This window comes from Halopseudomonas yangmingensis, assembly GCF_900114825.1.
Taxonomy (GTDB): domain Bacteria; phylum Pseudomonadota; class Gammaproteobacteria; order Pseudomonadales; family Pseudomonadaceae; genus Halopseudomonas; species Halopseudomonas yangmingensis.
Genome location: NZ_FOUI01000004.1, coordinates 80,435 through 104,574, shown reverse-complemented (window position 1 = coordinate 104,574; position 24,140 = coordinate 80,435). Strand labels below are relative to the sequence as shown.

Sequence of the window (24,140 nt, the reverse complement as noted above, 5' to 3'; positions counted from 1 at the left end):
GGGGCCTGTGTTATAACACCGCCTGACGTTTTCACCAAAGGAGCCTTGCCATGGCCCACAACAGCAGCGAATTCATCCCGCTGAACATCGCCGTGCTCACCGTGAGCGACAGCCGTACCCTGGACACTGACAGCTCCGGGCAGTACCTGATTGAGGCACTGGGCAATGCCGGCCACCGGCTGATTGACCGCCAGCTGCAAGCCGACGACATCTACCGCCTGCGTGCCAGCGTCTCCGGCTGGATTGCCGACCCACAGGTACAGGTGGTGCTGGTCACCGGTGGCACCGGCTTTACCGGCCGCGACAGCACGCCGGAGGCCCTGACGCCGCTGTTCGACAAACAGGTGGACGGCTTTGGCGAACTGTTCCGCCAGCTGTCGGTGCAGGATATCGGCACCTCGGCGCTGCAATCACGCGCCCTCGCCGGCCTGGCCAACCGTACGCTGATCGTCTGCATGCCCGGCTCCACCGGTGCCTGCCGCACCGCTTGGGAATACATCCTGGCCGAGCAACTGGACAGCCGTACCGGCCCTTGCAACTTTGTCCAGCATGTCACCGTCAACGCCCCTGTCTGCGGTACCCGCTCATGAGCCTGCTACCGGTAGAACAGGCCCTGCAGCAGGTGCTGCAACACGCCGCCGAACAACCCGCGCTGACCAGCGAACGCGTTACGCTGGCCGAAGCCCTCGGCCGGGTACTGGCGAATCCGGTGATTTCCGCGCATGACGTGCCCCCCTGGGACAACAGCGCCATGGATGGCTATGCCCTGAACAGCAGCGACCTGCCACAGGCCCTGCAACATGGCCTGCCGGTCAGCCAGCGGATCACCGCTGGCATGGCCCCCCAGCCGCTGCAGCCCGGCACCTGTGCGCGGATATTTACCGGCGCACCGATTCCCGCTGGCGCCGACACCGTCGAGATGCAGGAAAATGTCGAGCTACTCGAGTGCGGCCTGGCAAAACTGGCCAAACCACTGAAGGCTGGCGCCAATGTGCGGCCACAGGGTCAAGACATTCGCTTGGGCGACCAACTGTTTGCTGGCGGTGCGCGTTTGCGTGCCCAGGACCTGGGCGTGATTGCTTCGGCCGGGGTTACCGAAGTCAACTGCGTGCGCCGCTTGCGGGTAGCCGTGGTTTCCACCGGCGACGAACTGGTGGAGCCCGGCCTGCCCCTGGCTGCCGGACAGATCTACAACAGCAACCGCTATACCCTGCAGGGCCTGCTGCAGGGCCTGGATGTCGAGATCAGCGATGCCGGCATCCTGCCCGACGAGCCCGAGCAGACCCGCCATGAGCTGCTGCGACTGGCAGCAAATGCCGACCTGATCATCAGCTCCGGCGGCGTGTCGGTCGGCGAAGCCGACTTCCTCGGCCAGATCCTGCGTGAACAGGGCCAGCTGACGCTGTGGAAACTGGCGATCAAACCGGGAAAACCCTTCACCTTGGCACGGGTTGGCGAGACGCCGGTGATCGGCCTGCCGGGCAATCCGGCTGCGGTACTGGTGACCTTCCTGCTGCTGGTCCGGCCCTGGTTGTTGCGCCGCCAGGGCGTTCAGGACTGCGCGCCACTGAGCCTGCCGGTAGCGTCCGGCTTTGCCTGGGAGCGTGCCGGCAACCGCGATGAATACCTGCGGGCCCGGCTGGAACAGGGTCGGCTGGTGCTGGCCGGCAACCAGAGTTCCGGGGTGCTCAGCAGCGCCAGCGCCGCCAGCGGCCTGCTGCTGATTCCGGCAGGCCAGACCGTTGAACCGGGGCAACTGCTGGAATTCTTGCCATTCAACGGACTGCTTGACTGAAACCGCCATGGCGGTCGCCCCCTGGGTCGACCGCCTGCTGCGCCTCAGTCAGCGGCAGCGCGCTCGCGCAAAAACTCGACCACTGCCGCCTGATCGCCACTGAACACCACCCGCTGTTCCTTGCCGGAACGCTGGTAGGCATACATCGGGTCGTAATACTGCTCCAGCAGGGCGGCAATCCAGTACCTATGCCCGTCCACCTCACCGCTGCGCTGCTGCTCTATGAGCGCCTCACGCATCAGTTGCTCAAGCTGCTGGTGGCGCTCGCCACCCAGGCGCTTGCGGATGCGCAGCAGACTGCCCAGCAGATGCTCGGAGAGCGCCGCAAAGCTGGCTTCGGGGTTCTGCGGGTAGAGCACAGCAAACTCCGCCTGCATATCCACCACATAGTCGCCAAGGATGCGCGCCACGCGATTCTCGAAGCTATCCTCCAGCCACACCAGCGGTGCCTGCTGCATAACACGGAACAGTTCGATCGGCACGGAACAACTGCCGACGATGCGCCCCTCATCCTCCAGCACCAGTTGCCGGCAACCGGCCTCCATCCGCCGCAAGGCTTCAATCGCCAAACGGTTCTCGAAGTCAATCTGCCCGGGTTGCGGGGTGGCGTGCCGGCCAAAGCTGGAGCCGCGATGGTGGGCGTGCCCTTCCAGGTCCAGACTGTTATCGAGGGCGCTGATCACCTCGGTCTTGCCGGTACCGGTCAGACCCGCCACCAGGGTCAGCGGACAGTCGGCCACGGCCTGATCGAGGGTATCGATAAGGAAACGCCGCATTGCCTTGTAGCCACCGATCACCCGCGGATACTGCACCCCGGCGTCCTGCAGCCACTGCTGCACTATCTGCGAACGCAGCCCACCACGAAAACAATACAGGTAACCGTCCGGGTTGGCCTCGGCAAAGGCCTTCCAGGCTTCAATACGCGCCGCCTTCAGCTTGCCGCAGACCAGTCGATGACCGAGTTCGATGGCTGCCTGCTGGCCCTGCTCCTTGTAGCAGGTGCCAACCTTCTGCCGTTCACCGTCATTCATCAGCGGGTAATTGAGCGCGCCGGGGAAGGCGCCCTTGGCAAACTCGATGGGTGCGCGCACGTCCATCAGCGGCAAAGCCTGCAGAAACAGCCGACGGTAGTCCGCGCTATTGTCACGCATCAGAGCACCTCGACCCAGTGACCGGGCACCGGCTCCAGACATTCGCCTATCGCCGCCAGCTGCAGTCCCAGTTCGGCGGACAGCGTATGGAACTCCGCCTCGGCCTCCGCTGCCACCGCCACCAGCAAACCGCCGCTGGTTTGCGGGTCGCACAGCAGGTTGCGCCAGTGTTCAGGCATGGCAGCCACCTTGTCGCCATAGCTGGCAAAGTTGCGGCCACTGCCACCCGGCACACAACCCTGCGCCAGGTAATGCTCGACACTGGCGATACGCGGCACCGCCGACTCATTGATGCGCGCCAGCACGCCCGAGCCCTCGGCCATCTCCACCAGATGCCCGAGCAGGCCAAAGCCGGTCACATCGGTCATCGCCTGCACCCCCGGCAACCGGGCGAAGCACGCACCGGCACTGTTCAGCTGGCACATCAGATCACGCGCCACCCCGGCATCCTCAGGGCGCAGCTTCTTTTGTTTCTCGGCGGTGGTGAGAATGCCGATACCCAGTGGCTTGGTCAGGTACAGGCGGGCACCGGGGCGAGCGGTATCATTGCGTTTGAGGTGCTGGCGCTGTACCTGCCCGGTCACCGCCAGCCCGAAGATAGGTTCGGGTGCATCGATCGAATGACCACCGGCCAGCGGCATGCCTGCCAGACTGCAGACGCTGCGGGCACCGGCAATCACCTCGCCGGCTAGCGCCGCCGGCAGCAGGTTGACCGGCCAGCCGAGGATGGCGATGGCCATCAGCGGTGTACCGCCCATGGCGTAGATATCGCTGATCGCATTGGTCGCGGCAATCCGCCCAAAATCAAAGGGATCGTCAACAATCGGCATAAAGAAATCGGTGGTACTGACAATACCGGTCTGCTCATCCAGACCGAAGACGGCGGCATCATCACGGCTGGCATTGCCCACCCAAAGACGCTCGAAGGTTGGCCCCGGTGCGCCTACTGAAAGAATCTCGTCCAGCACCCGCGGCGCTATCTTGCAACCACAGCCGGCACCGTGGCTGTACTCGGTCAGTCGAATCGGCTCGCTCACGCGGCAGGCTCCTGTGCTGAAAAAACCGCCATTCTAGCAGCGCTGAGCCAACGGCGGCATCAATGCCCGTCGCGCTCAAAGCGATCCAGCCGATCACTGGCCACCTGCCGGCCCAACTCGATCAGTTCCGGTGCCCGGTAAAACTCAAAAAACCGGCACAGCCGCTTGGGTATGTCGATCACCAGATCCGGCGGATAGCCGGCAATCTTGTACTGGGTCAGTGACGCCTGCATGGCCTCGAAGGACATATTGACCAGTTCAAGCAGGCTACCAGGACCGGCATTCGCATCATCCTCACGGGACTCCCGTACCACGCCTTTGGTCTTGGCCTTGTCTAACGGCGCCGCCGGCAACGCGTCAGGAAAATGTTCCAGCGCCTCGGGCCGAATCTCCACATCGCTCTCCCGCCCGGCCAGCCAGTTGCGCAGCCGGAAGCTCTCCAGCCATTGTTCCCACTGCTGGCGGATCGGCGCCGGCCGCTCGATAACCGGCAAACGGTAGCCATTGGTGTGTAACGAGTTCAGGTTGACCGCAATGATCAGATCGCAATGCGCCGACACCACAGGCACTATCGGCAAGGGGTTGAGCAAGCCACCGTCACTAGCACCCGGTCGCCCTGATGCACCGGGGCAAACAGGCTGGGGATAGCCGCAGAGGCACGCATCGCCTGCTGCAAGCTGCCCTGCTGGAACCAGATTTCCTGCTGGTTGACCAGATCGGTGGCCACCGCCGTAAAGGCGATCGGCAGGTCCTCTATCTGCACATCACCCAGCATGTCACCGATGCGCCCGAACACCCGTTCGCCACGGATAGCCCCTAGACTGCCGAAACCGAAATCCAGCAGTTTGAGCACATCCAGATAATCCAGTCCGCGCACCCAGTCCCGGTATTCGTCCAGCTTGCCGGCGGCGAAAAGCCCGCCTATCACTGCACCCATCGAGCAGCCGGCCACGCATTCGATCCGATAGCCGCGCCGGACCACTTCTTCGATCACCCCGATATGCGCATAGCCCCGCGCACCGCCACTGCCCAGCACCAGCGCTACCGTCTGCCCCATGCTCTGACCTCGACTATAATTGACGCCCCTGCTGGCTGATCGCATCATAGCGCAGCCGGCAGCTCAGACCAGTCTGCCGTCGCGCCATTTGACAATAACAGGGTGCCCCGTGATCCGACTGCTCCGCCGCCTGCCACGCAAACTCGTATTATTGCTGCTGACCATTTCCTTGAGTGTGGTCGGCTACTGGCAATGGTCACTGCAAAGCGCCGCAGCACAACGCAGTGGCAGCCTGAGCCTGACCGGGCTGAAGCAACCGGTTAATGTCTATTACGATGCCTGGGGCGTACCGCACATTGATGCAGCCAACGATCTGGATGCAACGCGCACGCTGGGTTATCTGCATGCCCAGGACCGCCTGTTCCAGATGGACATGCTACGCCGCGTCGGCAACGGACGGCTCGCCGAACTGCTGGGTCAGGAAGCCTTTGCCACGGACAGGTTTTTTCGCACACTGGGCATAGCCCGCCACGCGCGCCAGTATGCCGAGCAACTGAAGACCCGCCAGGACCAGCCGCAAGTCAAGTCGTTACTGGCCTATCAGGACGGTATCAACCAGTACATCGACAGTGGCAAACGCCCCCTTGAATACCGCCTGCTGATGCGACGTCCGCAAGCCTTCACCCCGGAAGACATCATCGGCATCATCGGCTACATGGCTTACAGCTTTGCCGAAGGCTTCAAGACAGATGCTCTGCTGGATCATGTGCATGGCACGCTGGGCGAACGCCATCTGCGCGACCTGGTGCCCGGCTGGCCCGACGAACTGCCCCCACGCCTGCAGCCTGCAACAGGCAATGATCCTGAGCTGTCGAGCGAACAGCAGGCCAGTCTGCTGACACCGCTGCTGCAACAACTGGCCGATATCCAGAAAAACCTGCCAGTTGGGCAATTCATGGGCAGCAATGCCTGGGTGATCTCGGCCGAGCGCAGCGCCAGCGGTGCGCCGCTACTGGCCAACGACCCGCATATAGGTTTCTCGGTACCGGCTGTCTGGCACGAAGCACATATACGCACGCCGGAGCATGAGGTTTATGGACACTTCGTTCCCGGATTGCCGTTCCCGCTGCTGGGCCATACCCGACAGCATGCCTGGGGACTGACCATGCTGATGAATGATGATACGGATTTCTACCGCGAACGCAGCAACCCGGAAAATCCCGAGCAGGTATGGGCCGTAGACCGCTGGCAAAACCTGCGGATACACGAGGAAGTCATTCGTGTGCGCGGCCAGGAAGATCGACTGGTACGTGTACGCCATTCACGACACGGCCCGATAATCAACGACTTGCCGGGCAATCTGCAGACCGGTGTCGAACGCCAACCGGTCAGCCTGCATTGGGGCTTCACCGCAGCCGAGAATGATATCCTGGGCACGCTGTATGCACTCGGCAAGGCCAGCGGCCTGCAGGAAGTCGAGCAGGCTGCTGCATTGCATGGCGCCCCGGGCCTGAATCTGGTTTATGCCGACACCCAGGGCAACATTGCGATGTGGGCCATGGGCAAGCTCAAACCCCAGAGCAGTCGCAACCGCTTCCGTCTGCTCAATGGCGGCAGTGGCCGCGATGATTTCACCGGTTATCAGCCGTTTTCTGCCAACCCGCGCATTATCAATCCGCGCTCGGGGATTATTTACAGTGCCAACCACCCCTACCCTGGCAGCGGCAACCGCCGCCTGCTGGAGGGCTACTATGCCCCGAGCGAGCGTGCCGAGCGTCTTGCCGAATTGCTTGAGGGGCGCGAGCAACTGGAACTGTCCGACATCAAGAGCTTCCAATTGGATAACCAGCGTCCGCAAGCGCTGGCGATGGTTGCCGAGGCTTTGCCGATACTGCGCGATGAACTGCTGCGCAGCGACCTGCGCGCGCCTGCCATGCAGGCGGCAAGACATTTGCAGCTGTGGGACGGGCGCTTCAGCGCTGAGAGTATCGGCGCCACCCTGTTCCAGCGCTGGCAGGACTATCTGATGGAAGCGCTGTTTGCCGACGAACTGGGGCGACAGTACGAATTTTTCCGCGACACCATGATGGCTGAAAAGAGCCTCAACAGACTGTTCTGGAAGCCTGCCTCGCCCTGGTGGGACAACCGCCGACAACCCATGCTGGACGGACGCCAGGCAGCCATTGAGCAGGCCTGGATTCGCACTATCGAATCCCTGGTTGATCAATTCGGTATTGACCCGCAGGACTGGCAATGGCGACATGTCGCCAGCTTGCGCCATGAGCATCCGCTTACCGGAAAAATACCCTTTACCGGCAGCTTCAGTACCGAACCAGTGGCGGTAAACGGTGGTCGGGAAAGCATCAATAACATGTATCACGGGCTGGGCGGACCGCACTACGCCATCAAACTGGGCCCTTCGACCCGCCGGCTGATCGATCTGGCAGACCTGAACGGTACACTGGGGATCAACCCGCTGGGACAATCCGGCAACCCGAAAGACAATCACTTCAGCGATCAGGCAGCCCTGTTCAACGAGGGACGCTATCGCACACAGCTGTTTGACTGGCAGTCAATCGAGGCGCTGCCCGATCGACTGCAAGTGAAGCCGCGCAAGCGCCGCTGAATACTCACAGCCGCGTAATGCGAATACCTGACGCCGGATCCGGCTGGCCGATATCCAGCCGTTGTGCATGGATGCCTCCTGCCTGTAACGCATTGATCAGGGCAGGCGCACCTGCACCGTCAATCCGTACGCGCACACGCACATCGCTGCGCAACATGCGTACCAGAACATCCACCCAGGGCTGCGCCGCCTGCTCGACAGCATTCTCCAGCACCACCTCAGGCAACTCTAGCACACCATCGGCCTGCAACAACTTCAACAGGGTCGCCGGCGTTGGCAGAATATCCTCCTCCACCGGTATCTCTGGAACAAATTCATCAGCGTGCAGATAGACACGACGGTTGCCGCGGGTAATCGAGTAAATCGCAACAAATCGCTGGGGCTGTTCATCCAGACGCAACGCCAGATAGGCCTGATTGTCCTCAGGGCCGTACAGCCGCGAGAAGTTCAGCACCTGATTGGCCCACAGGCTGCTGCTGCCGCATTCACGACCCTCACAGAAAAACAGCACACGATGAGGCCGTTCGAGCAATTGTCCCTTGGCCTGGCGAAAGGCCTCGTCGGCAGTATGACCATCAGGAATTTGCCAGGTACGCCGCAGCAGGTCACCCGCTGCGCGAACCTCACGCTCGGCACGCAACTGATTGTTGATCCGGCGGATGCTGCCGATGACCACGCCATGATCAGCGTTGTCAGCCGCCACCTGCTGTACCAGTTCTGCCCGTGGAAAGGCTTGCAGAACAGGCTCTGCCGACGCGACAAACGGCAGCAGAACAAACACGCCGACCACCGTGCTACGGGTCAAAGCACTGAGATTGCGAAGGTGCATCCAGACTCCTTGCTCGCTGGCGGTCATGCAATCACCGCCGATTGGATTAACTGCACGGTGCCCAGCGTTTGATCACAGGTCAAGCCAAAGCCCGATAAAAACTGTCAAGAATCGTTGCCACCTCAGGTGCAGCCTGTTCCAGGTGAAGGTGATGACCTCCTTCCAGACGGTGCTGCTGGATATGCTCGAACCGCACTATCTGCTCCAGCACGTGGGGATGTCGGTGCATTACCCCTTGATTGGCCAGAATCAGGCAGGCTGGCGAACGGATTGCCTCAATGAAGGCAGCCGCATGACTGTTGGTGAAACGCAAGGGCGACGGCAGCATCAGCTGCGGATCGGTTCGCCAGGTCCAGCCGCCATGTGCCGGCATCAGTCCCCGTTCGACCAGTAATGAGGCGGCATCCCGACTGATCGGTGTGGTCCCTCCCAATACCCGTGCACTGACCGCTTTCTCGACACTGTCGTAAACCGGTTTGCGCTTCTCGCCTGCGGCCAGGCTGGCCTCGAAGAAGCGGGCCATATTGCGCGGCGCATCCTCGGCTTCCGAGGTAAAGGGCAGCAGGCCGTCAATCATCGCCGCGGCCGTAATACGCTCCGGAACACTGCCAGCAATAATGCCGGTGATGATGGCCCCCATTGAATGCCCAAGCAGAGCAAAGCGCTGCCAACCCAACTCCTCCGCCACCTGCAATACCGTCGCTGCCTGCTGCCAAAGACTGTAGCCTCCAGCAGGAAGGTGCCCGGACAACCCGTGTCCGGGCAGGTCCAGCGCCACCAGATGCACGTTCTCCAGCAAGGGCGCAATCCGGTCAAAACTGCCTGCATTGTCCAGCCAGCCGTGCAGGGCGATCAACGGCAGACCCTGCGGGTCCCCCCAGGCCTTGCCTGCCACTTCAATCGACGGCAAGGTGAAACGAACCTCATGACAGCTTGTCTGCATGCCTCTCTCTCTCTTCAGCAATACAACTGATTCAACTACTCTGACGGTTGCTGCCAGACCACTTCCCGTCCGCTGACCGCCCACAGCGGCAGCATGTCACGATAGGTTGCCTCGACACGGTGTCGACGCAGCTTGCGCGTGGGGGTAATAAATCCGGGGAGGGCCTGCCAGTCATCAACAATCACGATCAGACATGCCAGACGCTGGTGCCGCCCCAACTGCGCATTGACTGTCGCCAGCAGCTCGCGCAGGCTCGATTCAAGCTTGGCGCTTCTGTCACCTTCTGACTCTCTGGCCAGCTGCAGTAATGCCAGCGGCTGCGGCAACCCCTCACCCAGCACACAGGCCTGCGCAACCTGTGGATGTTCGCGCAGACGCACTTCAATATCCGCCGGCAGCACAAAGTGTCCCTTGCTGGTCTTGAAACGCTCGCTCAATCGACCGGCAAGGCGCAGAAAGCCCTCATTATCGATGTCAGCCAGATCACCGGTATGCAGAAAACCTTCGGCATCCAACGCCTCGGCCGTTGTACTGTCATCCTTGTAATAACCGAGCATGTTGGCCTTGCTACGGACCAGTAACTGGCCTTCGGAGTCCAGACGGCATTCCACGCCCGGATTGGGCAAGCCGATTCGCCCCTTGCGCGGCTTGCGCGGCCGTCCCAGATGCGAATAACCGCAGTTCTCGGTCATGCCATAGACCTCGCTGGTCAATATGCCGATTCGGCGATACCAGTCGAGCAGACGCTCCGGTACCACGCCACCACCACACACCAGATAGCGCAGACTGTCAAAACCCAACTCGCGGCGGATGCGACGGGCCAACAGGGCACCGTACCAGGGCATGCGCAGCAACAATCCAAGCAGGTGCTGTGGCACTTGCTCCTCGACACCCTGACGCATGCGCTCCAGCACATGCGGCACAGTCATAAGCACTGTAGGCTTCGCGCGCCGAATATCTCGTCTGAAAAACGTGCGTCCCCGGCAGAAATACAAGGAGCCGCCCGCCATCAACATGCATATCTCGGTGGACTGTCGTTCGGCAACGTGAGCCAGCGGCATATGGCAAAAAGCCCGGTCATGCTGGTCAACGCCCAGCAGGCGAATGGCATTCAGTGCAGAAAAGGCCATCGCCGAAAAACTCAGCATCACGCCCTTGGGTGTGCCGGTTGTGCCCGAGGTATACAAAATACTCGCAAGGCTTTCCGGATCCGGTCGAGGACTCTCTTTCAGCGGCTCGCAGCTGGCCATTACCGTATCCCAACCCAGCAGGGACGGTTCTTCAGGCGCTCCGGGAAGGCCGATCAGTGAGAGTTGCGAGGGGATTCCGTCACGTACTGACGCCCAGTTCCGGGTTGGCCCCAGAAAAAGCAGGCGCAAATCGGCGTGTTCGATTACATCACCGAGAGACTCCGCGGTTTGGCCCTGAAACAGCGGTACTGACACATGACCGGCCATCCACACCGCCAGATCAGCCATGATCCAGTGGGCACAGTTGACCGAGAGAATTCCTACATGGCTGCCCGCAGGCAGCTGCATACCGCGCAGCCAGGCGGCCATTCGCCGCACCTGATCACCGACCTGGCGCCAGCTGTACTCGACAACCTGGTCATCCTCAAGAGGTTGCACCAGCAAGACCTGTTCCGGCTGCTGCTGCTCGTGCAGATAAAAGGACTCAAGCACCGATTCGGGTGCAGGCACATGACGATCGGTCATGGGCTTCCTCGTTTTATTGTTGTTTGGATGATATTCCACAAAACCACCCTTCAGGGTCTTGACTATCCCACGCACAAGGCCAGCCAACAAGTGGGCAATATCAAGGATGCGCGCCGCCTCTCATTCCGGCCAGTCAAGCCCCAGCAAGCGCGCCGCACCGCTCGCCGGCAACTCGCAGTCAAGACTGGCCAGGGCCGCTGTAGGCATCGGATAGCGACCGCGGCGGTTACCCTCGATCAACAGACTGATCAGAAGACCTGAGAGCGGCTGATGGCTGACCAGCAACGTATCCTGCGCCTCGAGTGCACACAGCTGAAGCAGCACGGCATCGGGATCAGTGTCCGGCGTCAACCAGTCAACCTGCTGGGCCGGTGGCAACCCCGGCAGAGCCTCCTGCAACACCTGGACTGTCTGTCGGGTGCGCAGATAAGGACTGCACAACAGCCGCTGCGGGAGCATTTCAGCGAACCTGCCAGCCATGACGCGAACTTCCTCACGCCCTGCAGCACTCAGTCGCCTGTCAGCATCCCGCTCGGCACGCAACTCGGCGGCGCCATGGCGCATTACCCACAAACGCATCAGTTGGCCGGCGGGCGCGGCAGGCGAACAGAACGCTGTCCGCATGACCCCGGCCATTCGACAAAAGGCCAGGGCTTGACGGCTTCTGCGCTGGTCAGAAAGGCTGCAATCTGTCGGACGTAGTGCCCGAGCGCCTGTCCCCAGCGCGCCAGACAGGGATGATCTTCGGCATAGAGCACGCGCCAGAACAATTGCGCCAGAACGGTCAGCAGCAACAACACCTCGGCCACCTGCCAGGCCAGCACAAACAGCAACATCCAACCCAGACGTATCCAGAAATCAGCCGACCCCAGACTGCGCAGCGGATTCATTTGTCTTCTCCTCGGTTCCATTCACCGGCAAACCACAATGCCGCAAACTCGACATCATGCTTCTGTTCGCCACCCATCAGGGCTCCGACCACCCTGTCCAGCGGCAACTGCTCGAAAAGTATGGCGTGCAGACCATTGACCAGAGGCATGTACACACCCTCCTCCTCGGCTTTCTGGCGCAACACCTTGAGTGTATTGACGCCCTCGGCCACCTGCCCCAGACGAGCAACGCTCTCTTCCAGAGACAAGCCCTGACCCAGGGCATGCCCTACCTGATAGTTACGTGACAGGGGTGACATACAGGTGACGATCAGATCACCCACCCCGGCAAGACCAAGGAAAGTCAGCGGATTGGCACCCATATGAACAGCAAACCGGGTCATTTCGGCCAGCGCACGGGTAATCAGCATGCTGCGGGTGTTTTCCCCCATGCCCATGGCCGCCGCCATCCCCGAAATAATCGCATAGACGTTTTTCAGTGCGCCGCCCAGCTCAACCCCGTAATGATCCTGACTGGCATACACACGCAAGGTACGGCTGCCCAGTACCTGCTGCACCTCACGGCACAGTTGATCGTCTGCACTGGCGACCACCGTAGCGGTCAGCGCTCCGGCAGCCATCTCGCGCGCCAGATTGGGACCTGACAATACAGCAACACGTGCCGTCGGCACTTCCTCGGCGACAATCTCGCTCATCATCAGAAAACCCGGCTGCTCGATACCCTTGGTGGTGCTGACGATGCCCTTACCGGCCAACAGCGGAGCCGCTTCGCGCAGCACACTGCGAAAGGCGCCGCTGGGGATAGCCAGAAAAACCAGACTGGCGCTTGCAAGCACCTGCTGCAGGTCAGTTTCTACCTGCAGGCGTGGATCCAGCTGAATGTCCGGCAGATAACGGCTGTTCTGCCGCGTCTCACGAATAGTCGCAGCCAGCCCGGCATCACGCATCCACAGGGTCACATCAATGCCGTTGGCTGCCATCAGGCCGCCCAGCGTGGTCCCGAAACTACCACCACCCAGCACTGCCACCGTTGGCTTGTCACTCATGCAAACTCCTCGCAAACATCCAGTTCATGACCCGGGCGGCGCTGCCGCAGCCTTGCCCGAGTATAGGCCGGCGCGAGAATAACAGTGAAAAGCGACTGGAAAAACCATGGACTGCGGGTAATATGAAGCCATTACAACCAAGGCCGTCCGCCATCATGCCAATCCACAAGAACCTGCCTGTATTTCTGGGAGCATGGTTGCTCAGCGCCGTTCCATTGGACGGTCTGGCGCTCGACAACCTGCTGATTGACCAACCTCAGCTACCCGATATCCTCACAGCCAGCCGCTTGCGACAGTCCGCCGCGGAAGTTCCCGGCAGCATGACGCTGATCGACCGGGAACTGATCCGTGCCTCAGGCGCGCGCGACATTCCCGAAATCCTCCGTCTGGTGCCCGGCATGATGGTCGGCCAGCGACGCGGCAACCAGTTCAATGTCAATTACCACGGCACCAGCATTACCGAGGCCAGACGCCTGCAAGTGCTGATTGACGGCCGTTCGGTATACCGTCCGGGACTGGCCACGGTGGACTGGGCAGAGATTCCGCTGGCTATCGAGGACATTGATCACATCGAGGTATTTCGTGGCCCGAATACCGCCGCCTATGGCGCCAACGCATTTCTTGGCGTGGTCAATATTGTCACCCGCCACCCGCGCGAGGACATTGGCACCCGCCTGAAAGTGGTAAAGGGCAAGCGCGGTGTCAACGACTGGTATGCCAGCCAGTCATTCAGCACCGCCAACAGCCAGACACGCCTGAGCCTCTCTGGCATCGAGGATGATGGTTTTGACACCTTCGGCGGCATTCTTGGCTTTCGTCAATTTGAACCCGACCAGGATTACCGAGATGGTCGTCGTGGCAGCCGCTTCAACCTGCGCAGTGCTATTCAGTTGAACGCCAGCCAAAGTATCGACTGGCAAGTCGCCGCCAGCGAAATGACCCGGCAAAGCTACTACGACTACGAGCCCTTCCTGCAGCCAGTAACTCCAGCGCTGGGCGGTTATGACAGCAACATCACCCAGTACGCACCAAAATCCGACTACCGAAACCGCGACTATGCGGTCCAGTTGCGCTGGAACAACGACCTGAGTTCAGATCACAACCTGCAGGTACTGGCCTATGCCCAGCATATGGAGCGACTGAGGGACTGGCGGGTCTGCGACAGCCCGCTGGTCTTCTCGCCGGAACTGCAACAGCTGGCGGGCATGACCTCACTGGGGGCGCGCAGGGTTTCCCGCTGGCTGCGCACTCCACGCATCTGGAACGGGTTGACTTTACCTGAATACATGGAAGGCAGCATGAGAGGCACCTACCTGCCCGAACATGGGGAGCTGGCATTGCAGGTCGAGCAACAACGCCTGGCCCTGCTCGACAGCGAAATGGCCTGCTGGGACATCAACCAGAACCTGCGTGAAAGCCGCTACCACCTTGAAGTCCAGGACACCCTGCGAATCAGTGAGCAACTGCGCATGGTCAATGGCGCCAGTGTGCGTGAAGACCGGGTCAACTCCCAAACCTATTTTGGTGGCGTTCTCAACAACCGGATCTACCAGTTGTTCAGCAACATCGAGTACCGCCCGCACCAGCGTCTGCTGCTGCAGGCCGGCGGCATGTATGAGGATGACAGACGGATTGGCGACTCCTTCTCGCCGCGCCTGGCCAGCCACCTGTTCCTGGCCCCCCAGCACAGCCTGCGACTGGTCTATTCCGAGGCAGTGCGCTCACCCGACATGTTTGAAAACAACGCCACCTGGTCCTATCCGGTGAAGAACCTCAGTGGCCCGGTCAGCGGACCGCAACAGTACTATATAACCGCCACAGGCCCCGGCAATCTGGGCCAGGAACAGATGCGTTCCCGTGAGCTGGGTTACAACGGGCATTTTGCCGAGCAGGGCTTGAGCATTGACATACGCTATTTCCGCGAACAGCTGCGCGACCTGAACAGCCAGCCACTGAAAATTGAAGACTTCCTGCCTGACAACGAGTCCGAGGCCAACTTCCGCGGCTTTGAGAGCCAGATTGACTGGCGCGTGACCCGTAACGACCGGCTGCGCCTGACCCACGCACGGATCCGCTTTGATGCCACAGCTAGCATGGACCAGCGACTGACGCCCAAACACTCGGGATCTGCTGCCTGGTTGCGCCAGTGGCCGGCCAACTGGCATACCAGCCTGATCTATCATGGTGCCGACAAGCTCAATGAGCGCCGCTTTGAACGGGTAGATGCCCGTATCGAAAAGCGCATGCAGGTCACCCCCGCCAGCCAACTGACACTGGCATTGAACTGGCAACAACGGCTCGACAAGCAAGGCATGACCTGGCGGGAAAACCTCTACGACAGCCCCCGCCAATACTATCTGAGTGCAGAGCTGGACTTTTGATCCAGACAAACAGGACAAGGAGTGACATGGATGTCCTTTAAGCGCCATGGACACCGCATGATGCGAGCACTACTGATACTGCTGCTGTGGGTACCGGCAGGCTGGCTGACGGCTGGCACCTTGTTGCTGTCACCAGCACCCTCCACTCTCTCCGAGCAATTTGCCGACGCCCTGGGCCGCCAGGGACGCGCGATAACCGTCCAGTACCTGCAACAACCGCCGGATACGACAGCGTTGGCCGAGGCGGATCTGGTCATTACGCTGGGGCAGGCTGCGCTGAAATGGCGCATGCAACAGGCACCGTCCACCCCTACACTGGCCATCTATCTCAATCTCGACAGCCTGCATACACTGGCACTGACCGATGCCGATCAGCGCCCGGACTGGTTGCAGCTGATGACCATCAGCCCCTTACCGGACCGCCAGCTGCAACTGGCCGCAATAGGCGTACCCCGCCTGCGCAGTCTGGGCCTGCTGTACAGCCCATCACAGGACTGGCAATTACCACTCTGGCAGGCAGCTGCCGAACGCCAGCAACTGCAACTGGTTACCCGGCGACTGGATCATCCCGCGCAACTGGCCCGCCAACTGGCTGACCTGCTACCGCGCACCGACGCCCTGATAGGCATTGAAGACTCAGCCGTCTATGCGCCGGAATTGATCAAGACCATCCTGCTGACCAGCTACAACCACAACCGTGTACTCATAGGCCCCAGTGCTCCCTACATTGCTGCCGGCAGTCTGGCCAGCACATACAGCGACCCTGAGGCCGTAGCCGCGGATGTGAGTGCGTTACTTGCGCAGGAATGGCAGCCGCGCACCCTGCATTTCCCCAGACGCTTTTCCGTGATCAGCAACCGCCAGGTAGCCCGCTCCCTGGGGCTGGACTTGCCAGCGGATGACGATTTGCAACAACGACTTGTCCAAGCGGAGATGCCCTGATGCAGCTCAAGATCAATAGTCTGCCGACCCGCTTGTTGCTGACAGCACTGGCGCCCGCCTTGCTGCTTGGCCTGCTGCTGGTCGCCTGGTTTACCCATGCACGCATAGATGATGTGCAGCGAGAACTTCAGGAAACCGGCCAACTGATCGCTGACCAGTTGGCCCCTGCAGCCGAATACGGCGTGATTACCGGCAACCGCGCCACGCTGGAAGCCCTGCTGACAGGTGCAATGCGTTCACCCCATGTGCATAGCATCGAAGTCCTCGACCGCTTTGGTCTCAGGCTTATCCGGCAGGAGAGCGAGGTGCCGGATAGTGGACAGATACAGTTGTTCATGGCTGACATCATGCGTGAAAGCATTGTGCTGGACCGCGCCCTTTTTCTGCTCGACAGCCCCGCCAGCAACGCACAGGAACAGCAACGCTATCTGGGGCAGGTACGGGTTGGTCTCAGTCCTGCCCTGTTCCAGCAGCGTCAGCACCAGATAATGCTGACCACCCTGTTGCTGTCGGTACTGGTACTGCTGGGCGCGGCGGCTCTGGCATTCGCAATGACTCGCTCCATTTCGCAACCGCTTGGCCGCATGAGCAAGGCCGTCCAGGCACTGCGCGACGGGCGGCTGGAAACCCGTCTGGCTGTCAGCGAAAGTGACGACATGGGACAACTGATGACCAACATCAATACCCTGGCCGACAGCCTGCAAACATCCCGGCAACAAAACCAGCAAATGATCAGCGAACTCACCTCAGCCCGCGAACAGGCAGAGACGGCCAATCAGGCCAAATCGGATTTCCTCGCCATGATGAGCCACGAACTGCGCACACCGATGAATGGCGTCATGGGCATGCTGCAACTGCTGGAAACCACCGAACTGTCTGACGAACAGGACGAATATGTGAATGTCGCAGGGCAGTCCACCCAACACCTGCTGAAAGTCATCAACGACATTCTGGACTTCTCCCGTATCGAGCGCGGCGTGGTCGAACTGGAGCGCATCCCCTTCGATCTTTACGACTGCCTGCACAGCATCCCGCTGTCTTTCGAGCATGCTGCCCGACAAAAAGGACTGCTGCTGGAGGTCCAGTTGTGCGGCGAACCTCCGCACCCCCAGGTTATCGGCGACCCCACGCGGATCAGGCAAATACTGGTCAACCTGCTCGGTAACGCATTGAAATTCACAGAACAAGGCCGCATCCGCCTTGAGGCCCAATGGTCCCTCGAGGACAAACAGCGCCTGTGGCTGGAATGCCGCGTCAGTGATACCGGCATTGGCATCGACAGTGACCGTCTGGACAGCATGTTCGATCCCTTCCAGCAGGCTGACAGCAGCACATCCAGACGCTACGGCGGCACCGGCCTTGGCCTGTCCATAGCCCGCACCTTTGCCCGCCAGATGGGCGGTGAACTGCAGGCCAGCAGCCGGATTGGCCAAGGCTCAAGCTTTACCCTGAGCATGCCCCTTCCGTTGTCTGCCACAACTACACCCGAGCGCAATGGCCTGTCCGCGGGAAAGTTTCCGGACATCGAGGGCAAGTTGCTGGTCGTTGAGGATAACAACGTCAACCGGATGGTCGTTGAAGGCTTGCTGGGCAGCCTGCATATCGACTGCAGCAGTGCAGAAACCGGCGAAGAGGCCCTGCAAATGCTCGAGCGTGAACCTCATCAATGGTCGCTTATCCTGATGGATCTGCAACTGCCCGGACTCAGCGGCCTGCAGACATGGAAGCGCTGTCAAAAACTCTATGCTGAACGGGGGTTGCCACCACCCGCGTGCGTAGCACTCAGTGCCGGCGCCCTGAGTCGCGATCGTGAAGACTGCGAGCGAGCCGGCATGCACGGCTACCTGAGCAAGCCGGTCAGTCGACAGGCCCTGCAGAAGGCCCTGCTGCCGCTGATGCAACGCGAGGAAAATAAACCTGACTGATTCCGGCGCATTCCGCCAATCACTTTGTCCCCTTTCAGGCTGACACTAACAGACAGCCGCGCGACACTGCTCTCAGGCCCATACAACGCACACTCACGAGACAACCAGAATGCCCGTATCCGAACTGCCAACAATCAATCTGGATACTGCTTTTATCAGCCTGCCCCAAATGATTGCCCTGCATGCCCGACACAAGGGCAGCAAACCTGCGCTGATTCAGGAAAAGCAGATCCTTGACTACAAAGAACTGGATCAACGCATGGACCAGGTCGCTGCCACCTTGCAGCAGGCCGGCCTGCAACCGGGTGACAGCATCGCCATCTGCGCCTTGAACTCGATCAACTATGCCACCCTGTTCCTGGGTGCCCTGCGCGCTGGTATTGCCGTAGCCCCGCTGGCCCCCTCATCGACACCGGCCAGCCTGCTCGGCATGCTGCGCGACTCGGCCGCACGCCTGCTGTTTGTTGACCAATCGGTAAAGCCCTCGATCGAACAGATTGCCGATCAACTGCAGTGCCCGCTGGTCGCACTGGATGACCATGCTGCGCCCGGCTTCAGCAACTGGCTCGGCGACACACCGCTCCAGCCTGTAGAAATTGACCCGCAGTGGGTGTTCAATATCATCTACTCCTCGGGCACTACCGGCGAACCCAAGGGCATTGTGCAATCGCATGCCATGCGCTGGTCACACATCCAGCGCAGTGTGCAATTCGGCTATGACGAAGACAGCACCACGCTAATCTCCACGCCCCTGTACTCCAACACCACCCTGGTATCCTTTCTGCCAACACTGGCCCTCGGCGGCACTGTGGTACTGATGGCCAAATTCGATGCAACACGCTATCTGCAGCTGGCCGCACAGCACCGCGCCACCCACACCATGCTGGTGCCCGTGCAATACCAGCGAATCATGGACCGCGAAGACTTCGCCAATTTCGACCTTGGCAATTTCAGGGTCAAGTTCTGCACCAGCGCGCCCTTCCATGCGGCGCTGAAGGCCGACATTCTGGCGCGCTGGCCGGGCGGGCTGGTGGAGTTTTACGGCATGACCGAGGGCGGTGGCTCCTGCATGCTCGCAGCGCATCTGTTCCCGAACAAGCTGCATACGGTCGGCAAACCGCTGGAAGGTCACGACATGCGGGTGATCGACGAGGATGGTCAGGAACTGCCGCACGGTGAAATTGGCGAAGTGGTCGGACATTCCCCGGCGATGATGACCGGCTATCTGAACAAGCCGGAAAAGACCGCCGAGGCCGAATGGTTCGACGCTGAAGGCAAGCGTTTCATTCGCACCGGTGACGTTGGGCGTTTTGACGATGAGGGATTCCTGACCCTGATGGACAGACGCAAGGACATGATCATCAGTGGCGGTTTCAATATCTATCCCAGTGACCTGGAGGCCGAACTGCGCCAGCACCCGGCACTGGAGGATGTCACCGTGATCGGCGTGCGCTCGCGCAGCTGGGGCGAAACACCGGTGGCCTATGCTGTGTTGCGTGCAGGCAGTAGCGAAAGCACTGAGAGCATCCTCAGCTGGTTCAATCAGCGGGTCGGCAAGACCCAGCGCCTGGCCCGCCTGCTGTTTACCGACGAACTGCCACGCAGCGCCATCGGCAAGGTGCTGAAACGCGAGCTGCGCGATGCCTTTCAGGCAGAACACGGAGAACTTGACTGATCCCGTCACCGTTACACGCCGGACATGCGTGGTGCTGTCCGGCAATCACGGGTATCCTGTGCAACCGGACAGCATGTGACTCGGCCCACTCCAACTCAGTCAGAGCACACGCAAAGCCGATTCAACCGCCCACGAAGGGATGAGCAGGAGCCTCCAATGACAAGACAAAATGCGTACGACCGGGAACAGCTGCTGGCCTGCAGCCGTGGCGAGATGTTCGGTCCCGGCAACGCACAGTTGCCCGCCCCCAACATGCTGATGATTGATCGCATCACCCACATCAGCGACACCGGCGGCAAGTTCGGCAAGGGCGAGATCGTCGCCGAGCTGGATATCAATCCGGACCTGTGGTTCTTTGGCTGTCACTTTGAAGGCGACCCGGTCATGCCCGGCTGCCTGGGCCTGGATGCCATGTGGCAGCTGGTCGGCTTTCATCTGGGTTGGCTAGGCTTTGAGGGCCGCGGCCGCGCCCTGGGTTCCGGTGAAGTAAAATTCTTTGGTCAGGTGCTGCCAACTGCAAAGAAAGTCACCTATACCATTCATATCAAGCGCACCATCAACCGCTCACTGACCCTTGGCATTGCCGATGGCAGCATGGCCGTCGATGGTCGCGAGATCTACACCGCCGAAGGGCTGCGGGTAGGTCTGTTCACTTCTACCGATAGCTTCTGAGGATACCCGCCATGCGTCGCGTTGTTATCACCGGAATGGGCATTATTTCCTGCCTGGGCCAATCGCTGGATGCCGTTGCCGACAGCCTGAAGAACGGCAAGTCCGGCATTCGCCACAACCCTTCCTATGCTGAAATGGGGCTGCGCAGCCAGGTCTCCGGCAGCGTTGACATCGACCTGGATGCCGCCATCGACCGCAAGGTCAAGCGCTTTATGGGTGATGCTGCCGCCTTCGCTTACCTGTCCATGCAGCAGGCAATTGCCGATGCCGGCCTGACAGAGGAACAGGTCAGCAACGTGCGCACCGGCCTGGTTGCCGGCAGCGGCGGCGCCTCCACCCTGAACCAGATGGAATCGGTGGACATCCTGCGCGAGAAGGGCGTGAAGAAGATCGGCCCTTACCGCGTGCCGCGCACCATGGGCAGCACCGTATCCGCCTGTCTGGCCACCCCGTTCAAGATCAAGGGCAACAACTACTCGATCTCCAGCGCCTGCGCCACCAGTGCCCACTGCATTGGTCACGCCATGGAGCTGATCCAGCTGGGCAAGCAGGACATCGTGTTTGCCGGCGGCGGTGAAGAGGTGCACTGGTCGCAATCCATGCTGTTCGATGCCATGGGCGCCCTCTCCACCCAGTACAACGACACCCCGGACAAGGCCTCGCGCGCCTACGACGCCAAGCGTGACGGCTTCGTCATCGCCGGCGGCGGCGGCATGGTGGTGGTCGAGGAACTGGAACATGCACTGGCCCGTGGTGCGACCATCTACGCCGAACTGGTTGGCTACGGTGCCACCTCGGACGGCTATGACATGGTCGCCCCGAGTGGCGAGGGTGCGGTGCGCTGCATGCAGCAGGCACTGGCCACGGTGGACGGCAGCATTGACTACCTGAACACCCACGGCACCTCGACCCCGGTGGGTGACGTTGCCGAGCTGAAGGCCATCCGCGAGGTATTCGGCGACCAGGCACCGCTGATCAGCTCGACCAAGAGCCTGTCCGGTCACTCGCTGGGTGCGGCTGGTGTGCAGGAGGCGATCTACAGCCTGCTGATGATGCGCGATGAGTTCCTCTGCGCCTCGGCCAATATCGAGGAGCTGGACGAGAACGTCGGCAATCTGCCAATCCTGCGCCAGCGCGCCGACAAGCGCATCAACCTGGCCATGTCCAACAGCTTCGGCTTTGGCGGCACCAACGCCACCCTGGTGTTCAAGCGCTGGACCGGCGCCTGATCCAGTCCTGGCTGTAAAAAAACCGCTGCCGGCTTCCCGGTAGCGGTTTTTTTATGGGCTGTGACGACCTCCCTGTCGCCAAGCGCCAGTCTCAGAAGCGGTAGTTCATACCCACTTCAAAGGTGCGCTCCGGCCCGACGTAGATGCCCTGACGCAGACCAGTGATATAGCGCTTGTCAGTCAGGTTCTTCACAGCACCCTGCAGCCGCAGGTGATCGTTCACCTGGTACTGGGCCAGCAGGTCATACACTGTGTAGGAGCGCATCTGACCACCCCAGATACCACCGGCCGCATCGGCAGGAATATCCTTGCGATTGCTAGGATCACCATACTGATCACCACGGTAATGCGCGTTGAGAGCAGTGCTCAGGCGACCCTGGGTGTAATTCAGACCGACATTCGCCAGAAACTCAGGCGCATAGGGCAAGCGATTGCCATCGTTCACCCCGGTGCGGAATTCCGATTTGGGTACCCAGGTAGCGTTGGTATCCAGACTGAAGCCTGCGCCCAGCTCGATACCCAGTGCTGCTTCCAGACCGTAGTGCAGGGTCTTGCCGGCATTCGACTGGGATAGGCTCGGATCGCTGTTACCGGTTACCACCTGGTTGTCGAAGTCCATATAGAAGGCAGTAACATCGTAGGTGTAGATACCCTGACTGCCGCGCACACCGAGTTCATAGTTGTCCGAGCGCTCACCATCCAGCTTCTGGTCGACCAGACCATCCAGTGCGACGCCGTTGGAAGCCGGTGAGAACGCCCGATAGGCACCACCGTAAAGCTGAGCCGCAGCGGCCAGTTGGTAGGTAAAACCGATGCCCGGCAACCATTCGGTATTGCGGGTGCTTTCCGAGGCATTCACCGGATTGAAGTTCTGTACCCGCTCACGACGGGTCTGCTCATAGGACTCGACGCGCAGACCAGGGGTAATCGCCAGGCGCTCGCTGATCACAAAGCGGTTCTGCACATAACCGGCCAGACTCTCCGCCAGGTCGGCACGCTTGGCGCGCAAGTCGCCACGCCGGTCACGCGCACGGGTCGCATCTATGGTACGGTCATCCGACTCTTCCTTCATGAAGCGCACCCCGAACTCAGCCTCACTGATCAGCCCAAACAGCTCATGATCAAGATTCAGACGGGATTCCACGCCCCAGCGTTCGAAGCTGCGGTTGTTGCCACGCAGACTGTCGGTATAAACCCAGCGACCAGCGGCATTGGAGGCCGGGGTATCCACCGCATAGCGCCAGTAATCACGGGTCACTTCGCTCCAATAGGCCAATGTACGCAGGGTGGCGCGGTCGTTCAGGTGCCATTCGTGGTTGATGTCGAAGGCCTGACGATCGGTCAGGAAGTAATCATCCGGGGCCGGATTGTAGGTCCGTCGATCACGGTAATCGTCAAGCAACAGGCCGCGGTAGGAGATGTTGGCATCATTCTCGTACCAGGAATATTTGAAGCCGATGTTCTGATTGTCGCCAATGGCGGTCCCCGCCTTGAACATCAGGTCGGTCATATCGTAATCACGATCGAGAAAGCCGTCGCTTTTGGCCTTGCTTGCAACCAGGCCTGCATAGGCGTCACCGTTAGCGCTGCGGCCGCCTGCCTCGAGGGTTGCTTCGCGGGTATTGAATGAACCGATCCGGGTGCTGACCGCGACCCCCTCAGGCGTTTTGGTCTTGTAGTTGATGACACCGCCGATGGTGGACGGGCCATAGCGCAGCGAAGACGAGCCCTTGAGCACCTCGATACCTTCCATACGCTGGATACGCGGGTTGTAATAACGGTCGTTACCGATGAACAGACCCGGCGCTACCGGCACACCGTCTTCCAGGACCAGTGATTTTGACTCACTGGCCGACAGGCCGCGAATACCGATATTGCTGACCACCGCTGACTCTTCCTCAGTCTTGGCATTGATACCGGGAACCCGGCGCAGCACGTCCTCGGTAGAGGTCGGCTGAATCCGCTCGATCTGCTCACGGTCAATCACCACCACAGCACCTGTCTGGCGGGCGATAGCATCATCCTTGGAACCAACCACCTCCATGGATGGCATGCGCAGGGTGTTGTCGGACTGGGCCAGTGCGCTGACCGGCAACAGTGCGGCGGCCACCGCAATAGCCAGAGTGCGGCGGGTAAACAAGGGTGTTGGCTTCATGGGTATTTCCTGTTCAGGTTGCGACTCTCTCCCCTCCCCAGGGAGAACCAGACCGCCAGTACGTGGAATGGAACACGTCATTGCGGCTTTGCGAACAGGATGCTAATTGCAATTGATAATGAGTGTCAATTG

At 60.6% G+C, this 24,140-nt stretch carries 18 protein-coding genes and 1 pseudogene; 9 read left to right on the top strand and 10 right to left on the bottom strand.

Annotated features, from left to right (window positions below; translation table 11 throughout):
* Positions 1 to 50 precede the first annotated feature (50 nt).
* The gene (moaB, locus tag BMZ23_RS05745) at positions 51 to 590 is read left to right on the top strand and encodes a molybdenum cofactor biosynthesis protein B (RefSeq protein WP_093473908.1); all 540 of its coding nucleotides are present in this window, start codon (positions 51 to 53) and stop codon (positions 588 to 590) included.
* Positions 587 to 1,795 (top strand): molybdopterin molybdotransferase MoeA, encoded by a 1,209-nt coding sequence (locus BMZ23_RS05740; protein WP_093473905.1) that lies wholly within the window; start codon positions 587 to 589, stop codon positions 1,793 to 1,795. Before moaB ends, BMZ23_RS05740 begins: the two co-directional genes overlap by 4 nt.
* Positions 1,796 to 1,839: 44 nt before the next feature.
* On the opposite strand, the gene mnmH is transcribed toward BMZ23_RS05740, so the two are convergent.
* From mnmH to BMZ23_RS05725, 3 genes and pseudogenes are all read right to left on the bottom strand, one after another.
* A complete protein-coding gene (gene mnmH, locus BMZ23_RS05735; protein ID WP_093473902.1) occupies positions 1,840 to 2,946 on the bottom strand; it encodes a tRNA 2-selenouridine(34) synthase MnmH in 1,107 nt (368 codons plus the stop codon).
* Entirely contained in the window at positions 2,946 to 3,983 is a 1,038-nt protein-coding gene (selD, locus tag BMZ23_RS05730) for a selenide, water dikinase SelD (RefSeq protein ID WP_093473898.1), read from the bottom strand. Before selD ends, mnmH begins: the two co-directional genes overlap by 1 nt.
* Before the next feature lie 59 nt (positions 3,984 to 4,042).
* Positions 4,043 to 5,040: pseudogene (locus BMZ23_RS05725) on the bottom strand (patatin-like phospholipase family protein).
* A gap of 109 nt (positions 5,041 to 5,149) precedes the next feature.
* Here BMZ23_RS05725 and BMZ23_RS05720 point away from each other — a divergent pair.
* Positions 5,150 to 7,606 (top strand): penicillin acylase family protein, encoded by a 2,457-nt coding sequence (locus BMZ23_RS05720; protein WP_177197230.1) that lies wholly within the window; start codon positions 5,150 to 5,152, stop codon positions 7,604 to 7,606.
* 4 nt (positions 7,607 to 7,610) lie between these two features.
* Here the strand turns inward: BMZ23_RS05720 and BMZ23_RS05715 are convergent, their stop codons facing one another.
* The 6 genes from BMZ23_RS05715 to BMZ23_RS05690 all read right to left on the bottom strand — a co-directional run bounded on the left by BMZ23_RS05715 (position 7,611) and on the right by BMZ23_RS05690 (position 13,029).
* Positions 7,611 to 8,435, bottom strand: coding sequence for a DUF4892 domain-containing protein (locus BMZ23_RS05715; RefSeq protein WP_177197229.1), 825 nt, complete (start codon positions 8,433 to 8,435; stop codon positions 7,611 to 7,613).
* A gap of 79 nt (positions 8,436 to 8,514) precedes the next feature.
* Positions 8,515 to 9,378, bottom strand: a complete 864-nt coding sequence (locus BMZ23_RS05710) for an alpha/beta fold hydrolase (protein ID WP_093473889.1) — start codon at positions 9,376 to 9,378, stop codon at positions 8,515 to 8,517.
* A gap of 35 nt (positions 9,379 to 9,413) precedes the next feature.
* Complete coding sequence (locus BMZ23_RS05705; protein WP_093473887.1) at positions 9,414 to 11,093, bottom strand: AMP-binding protein; 1,680 nt, start codon at positions 11,091 to 11,093, stop codon at positions 9,414 to 9,416.
* 120 nt (positions 11,094 to 11,213) lie between these two features.
* Positions 11,214 to 11,672: a SixA phosphatase family protein gene (locus BMZ23_RS05700; protein WP_093473884.1), complete on the bottom strand. Its 459-nt coding sequence runs from the start codon at positions 11,670 to 11,672 to the stop codon at positions 11,214 to 11,216.
* The gene (locus tag BMZ23_RS05695; RefSeq protein WP_177197228.1) at positions 11,672 to 11,983 is read right to left on the bottom strand and encodes a DUF4389 domain-containing protein; all 312 of its coding nucleotides are present in this window, start codon (positions 11,981 to 11,983) and stop codon (positions 11,672 to 11,674) included. The genes BMZ23_RS05700 and BMZ23_RS05695 overlap by 1 nt, the downstream gene beginning before the upstream one ends.
* Complete coding sequence (locus BMZ23_RS05690) at positions 11,980 to 13,029, bottom strand: NAD(P)H-dependent glycerol-3-phosphate dehydrogenase (protein WP_093473878.1); 1,050 nt, start codon at positions 13,027 to 13,029, stop codon at positions 11,980 to 11,982. Before BMZ23_RS05690 ends, BMZ23_RS05695 begins: the two co-directional genes overlap by 4 nt.
* 155 nt (positions 13,030 to 13,184) lie before the next feature.
* On the opposite strand from BMZ23_RS05690, the gene BMZ23_RS05685 reads away from it, so the two are divergent.
* The 6 genes from BMZ23_RS05685 to fabB all read left to right on the top strand — a co-directional run bounded on the left by BMZ23_RS05685 (position 13,185) and on the right by fabB (position 21,853).
* Positions 13,185 to 15,410, top strand: a complete 2,226-nt coding sequence (locus BMZ23_RS05685) for a TonB-dependent receptor plug domain-containing protein (protein WP_093473875.1) — start codon at positions 13,185 to 13,187, stop codon at positions 15,408 to 15,410.
* A gap of 30 nt (positions 15,411 to 15,440) precedes the next feature.
* Positions 15,441 to 16,352, top strand: a complete 912-nt coding sequence (locus tag BMZ23_RS05680) for a hypothetical protein (RefSeq protein ID WP_093473872.1) — start codon at positions 15,441 to 15,443, stop codon at positions 16,350 to 16,352.
* Positions 16,352 to 18,277 carry an ATP-binding protein gene (locus BMZ23_RS05675; protein ID WP_093473869.1) on the top strand — a complete coding sequence of 642 codons (1,926 nt, stop codon included), beginning with the start codon at positions 16,352 to 16,354 and terminating at the stop codon, positions 18,275 to 18,277. The genes BMZ23_RS05680 and BMZ23_RS05675 overlap by 1 nt, the downstream gene beginning before the upstream one ends.
* A 109-nt stretch (positions 18,278 to 18,386) precedes the next feature.
* Positions 18,387 to 19,952 carry a class I adenylate-forming enzyme family protein gene (locus tag BMZ23_RS05670; RefSeq protein ID WP_093473866.1) on the top strand — a complete coding sequence of 522 codons (1,566 nt, stop codon included), beginning with the start codon at positions 18,387 to 18,389 and terminating at the stop codon, positions 19,950 to 19,952.
* A 156-nt stretch (positions 19,953 to 20,108) separates the two neighbouring features.
* Positions 20,109 to 20,624: a 3-hydroxyacyl-[acyl-carrier-protein] dehydratase FabA gene (gene fabA, locus BMZ23_RS05665; RefSeq protein ID WP_093473863.1), complete on the top strand. Its 516-nt coding sequence runs from the start codon at positions 20,109 to 20,111 to the stop codon at positions 20,622 to 20,624.
* A gap of 11 nt (positions 20,625 to 20,635) precedes the next feature.
* Positions 20,636 to 21,853 (top strand): beta-ketoacyl-ACP synthase I, encoded by a 1,218-nt coding sequence (gene fabB, locus BMZ23_RS05660; protein ID WP_093473861.1) that lies wholly within the window; start codon positions 20,636 to 20,638, stop codon positions 21,851 to 21,853.
* A 91-nt stretch (positions 21,854 to 21,944) separates the two neighbouring features.
* Here the strand turns inward: fabB and BMZ23_RS05655 are convergent, their stop codons facing one another.
* Complete coding sequence (locus tag BMZ23_RS05655; RefSeq protein WP_093473858.1) at positions 21,945 to 24,008, bottom strand: TonB-dependent receptor family protein; 2,064 nt, start codon at positions 24,006 to 24,008, stop codon at positions 21,945 to 21,947.
* Positions 24,009 to 24,140: the final 132 nt, after the last annotated feature.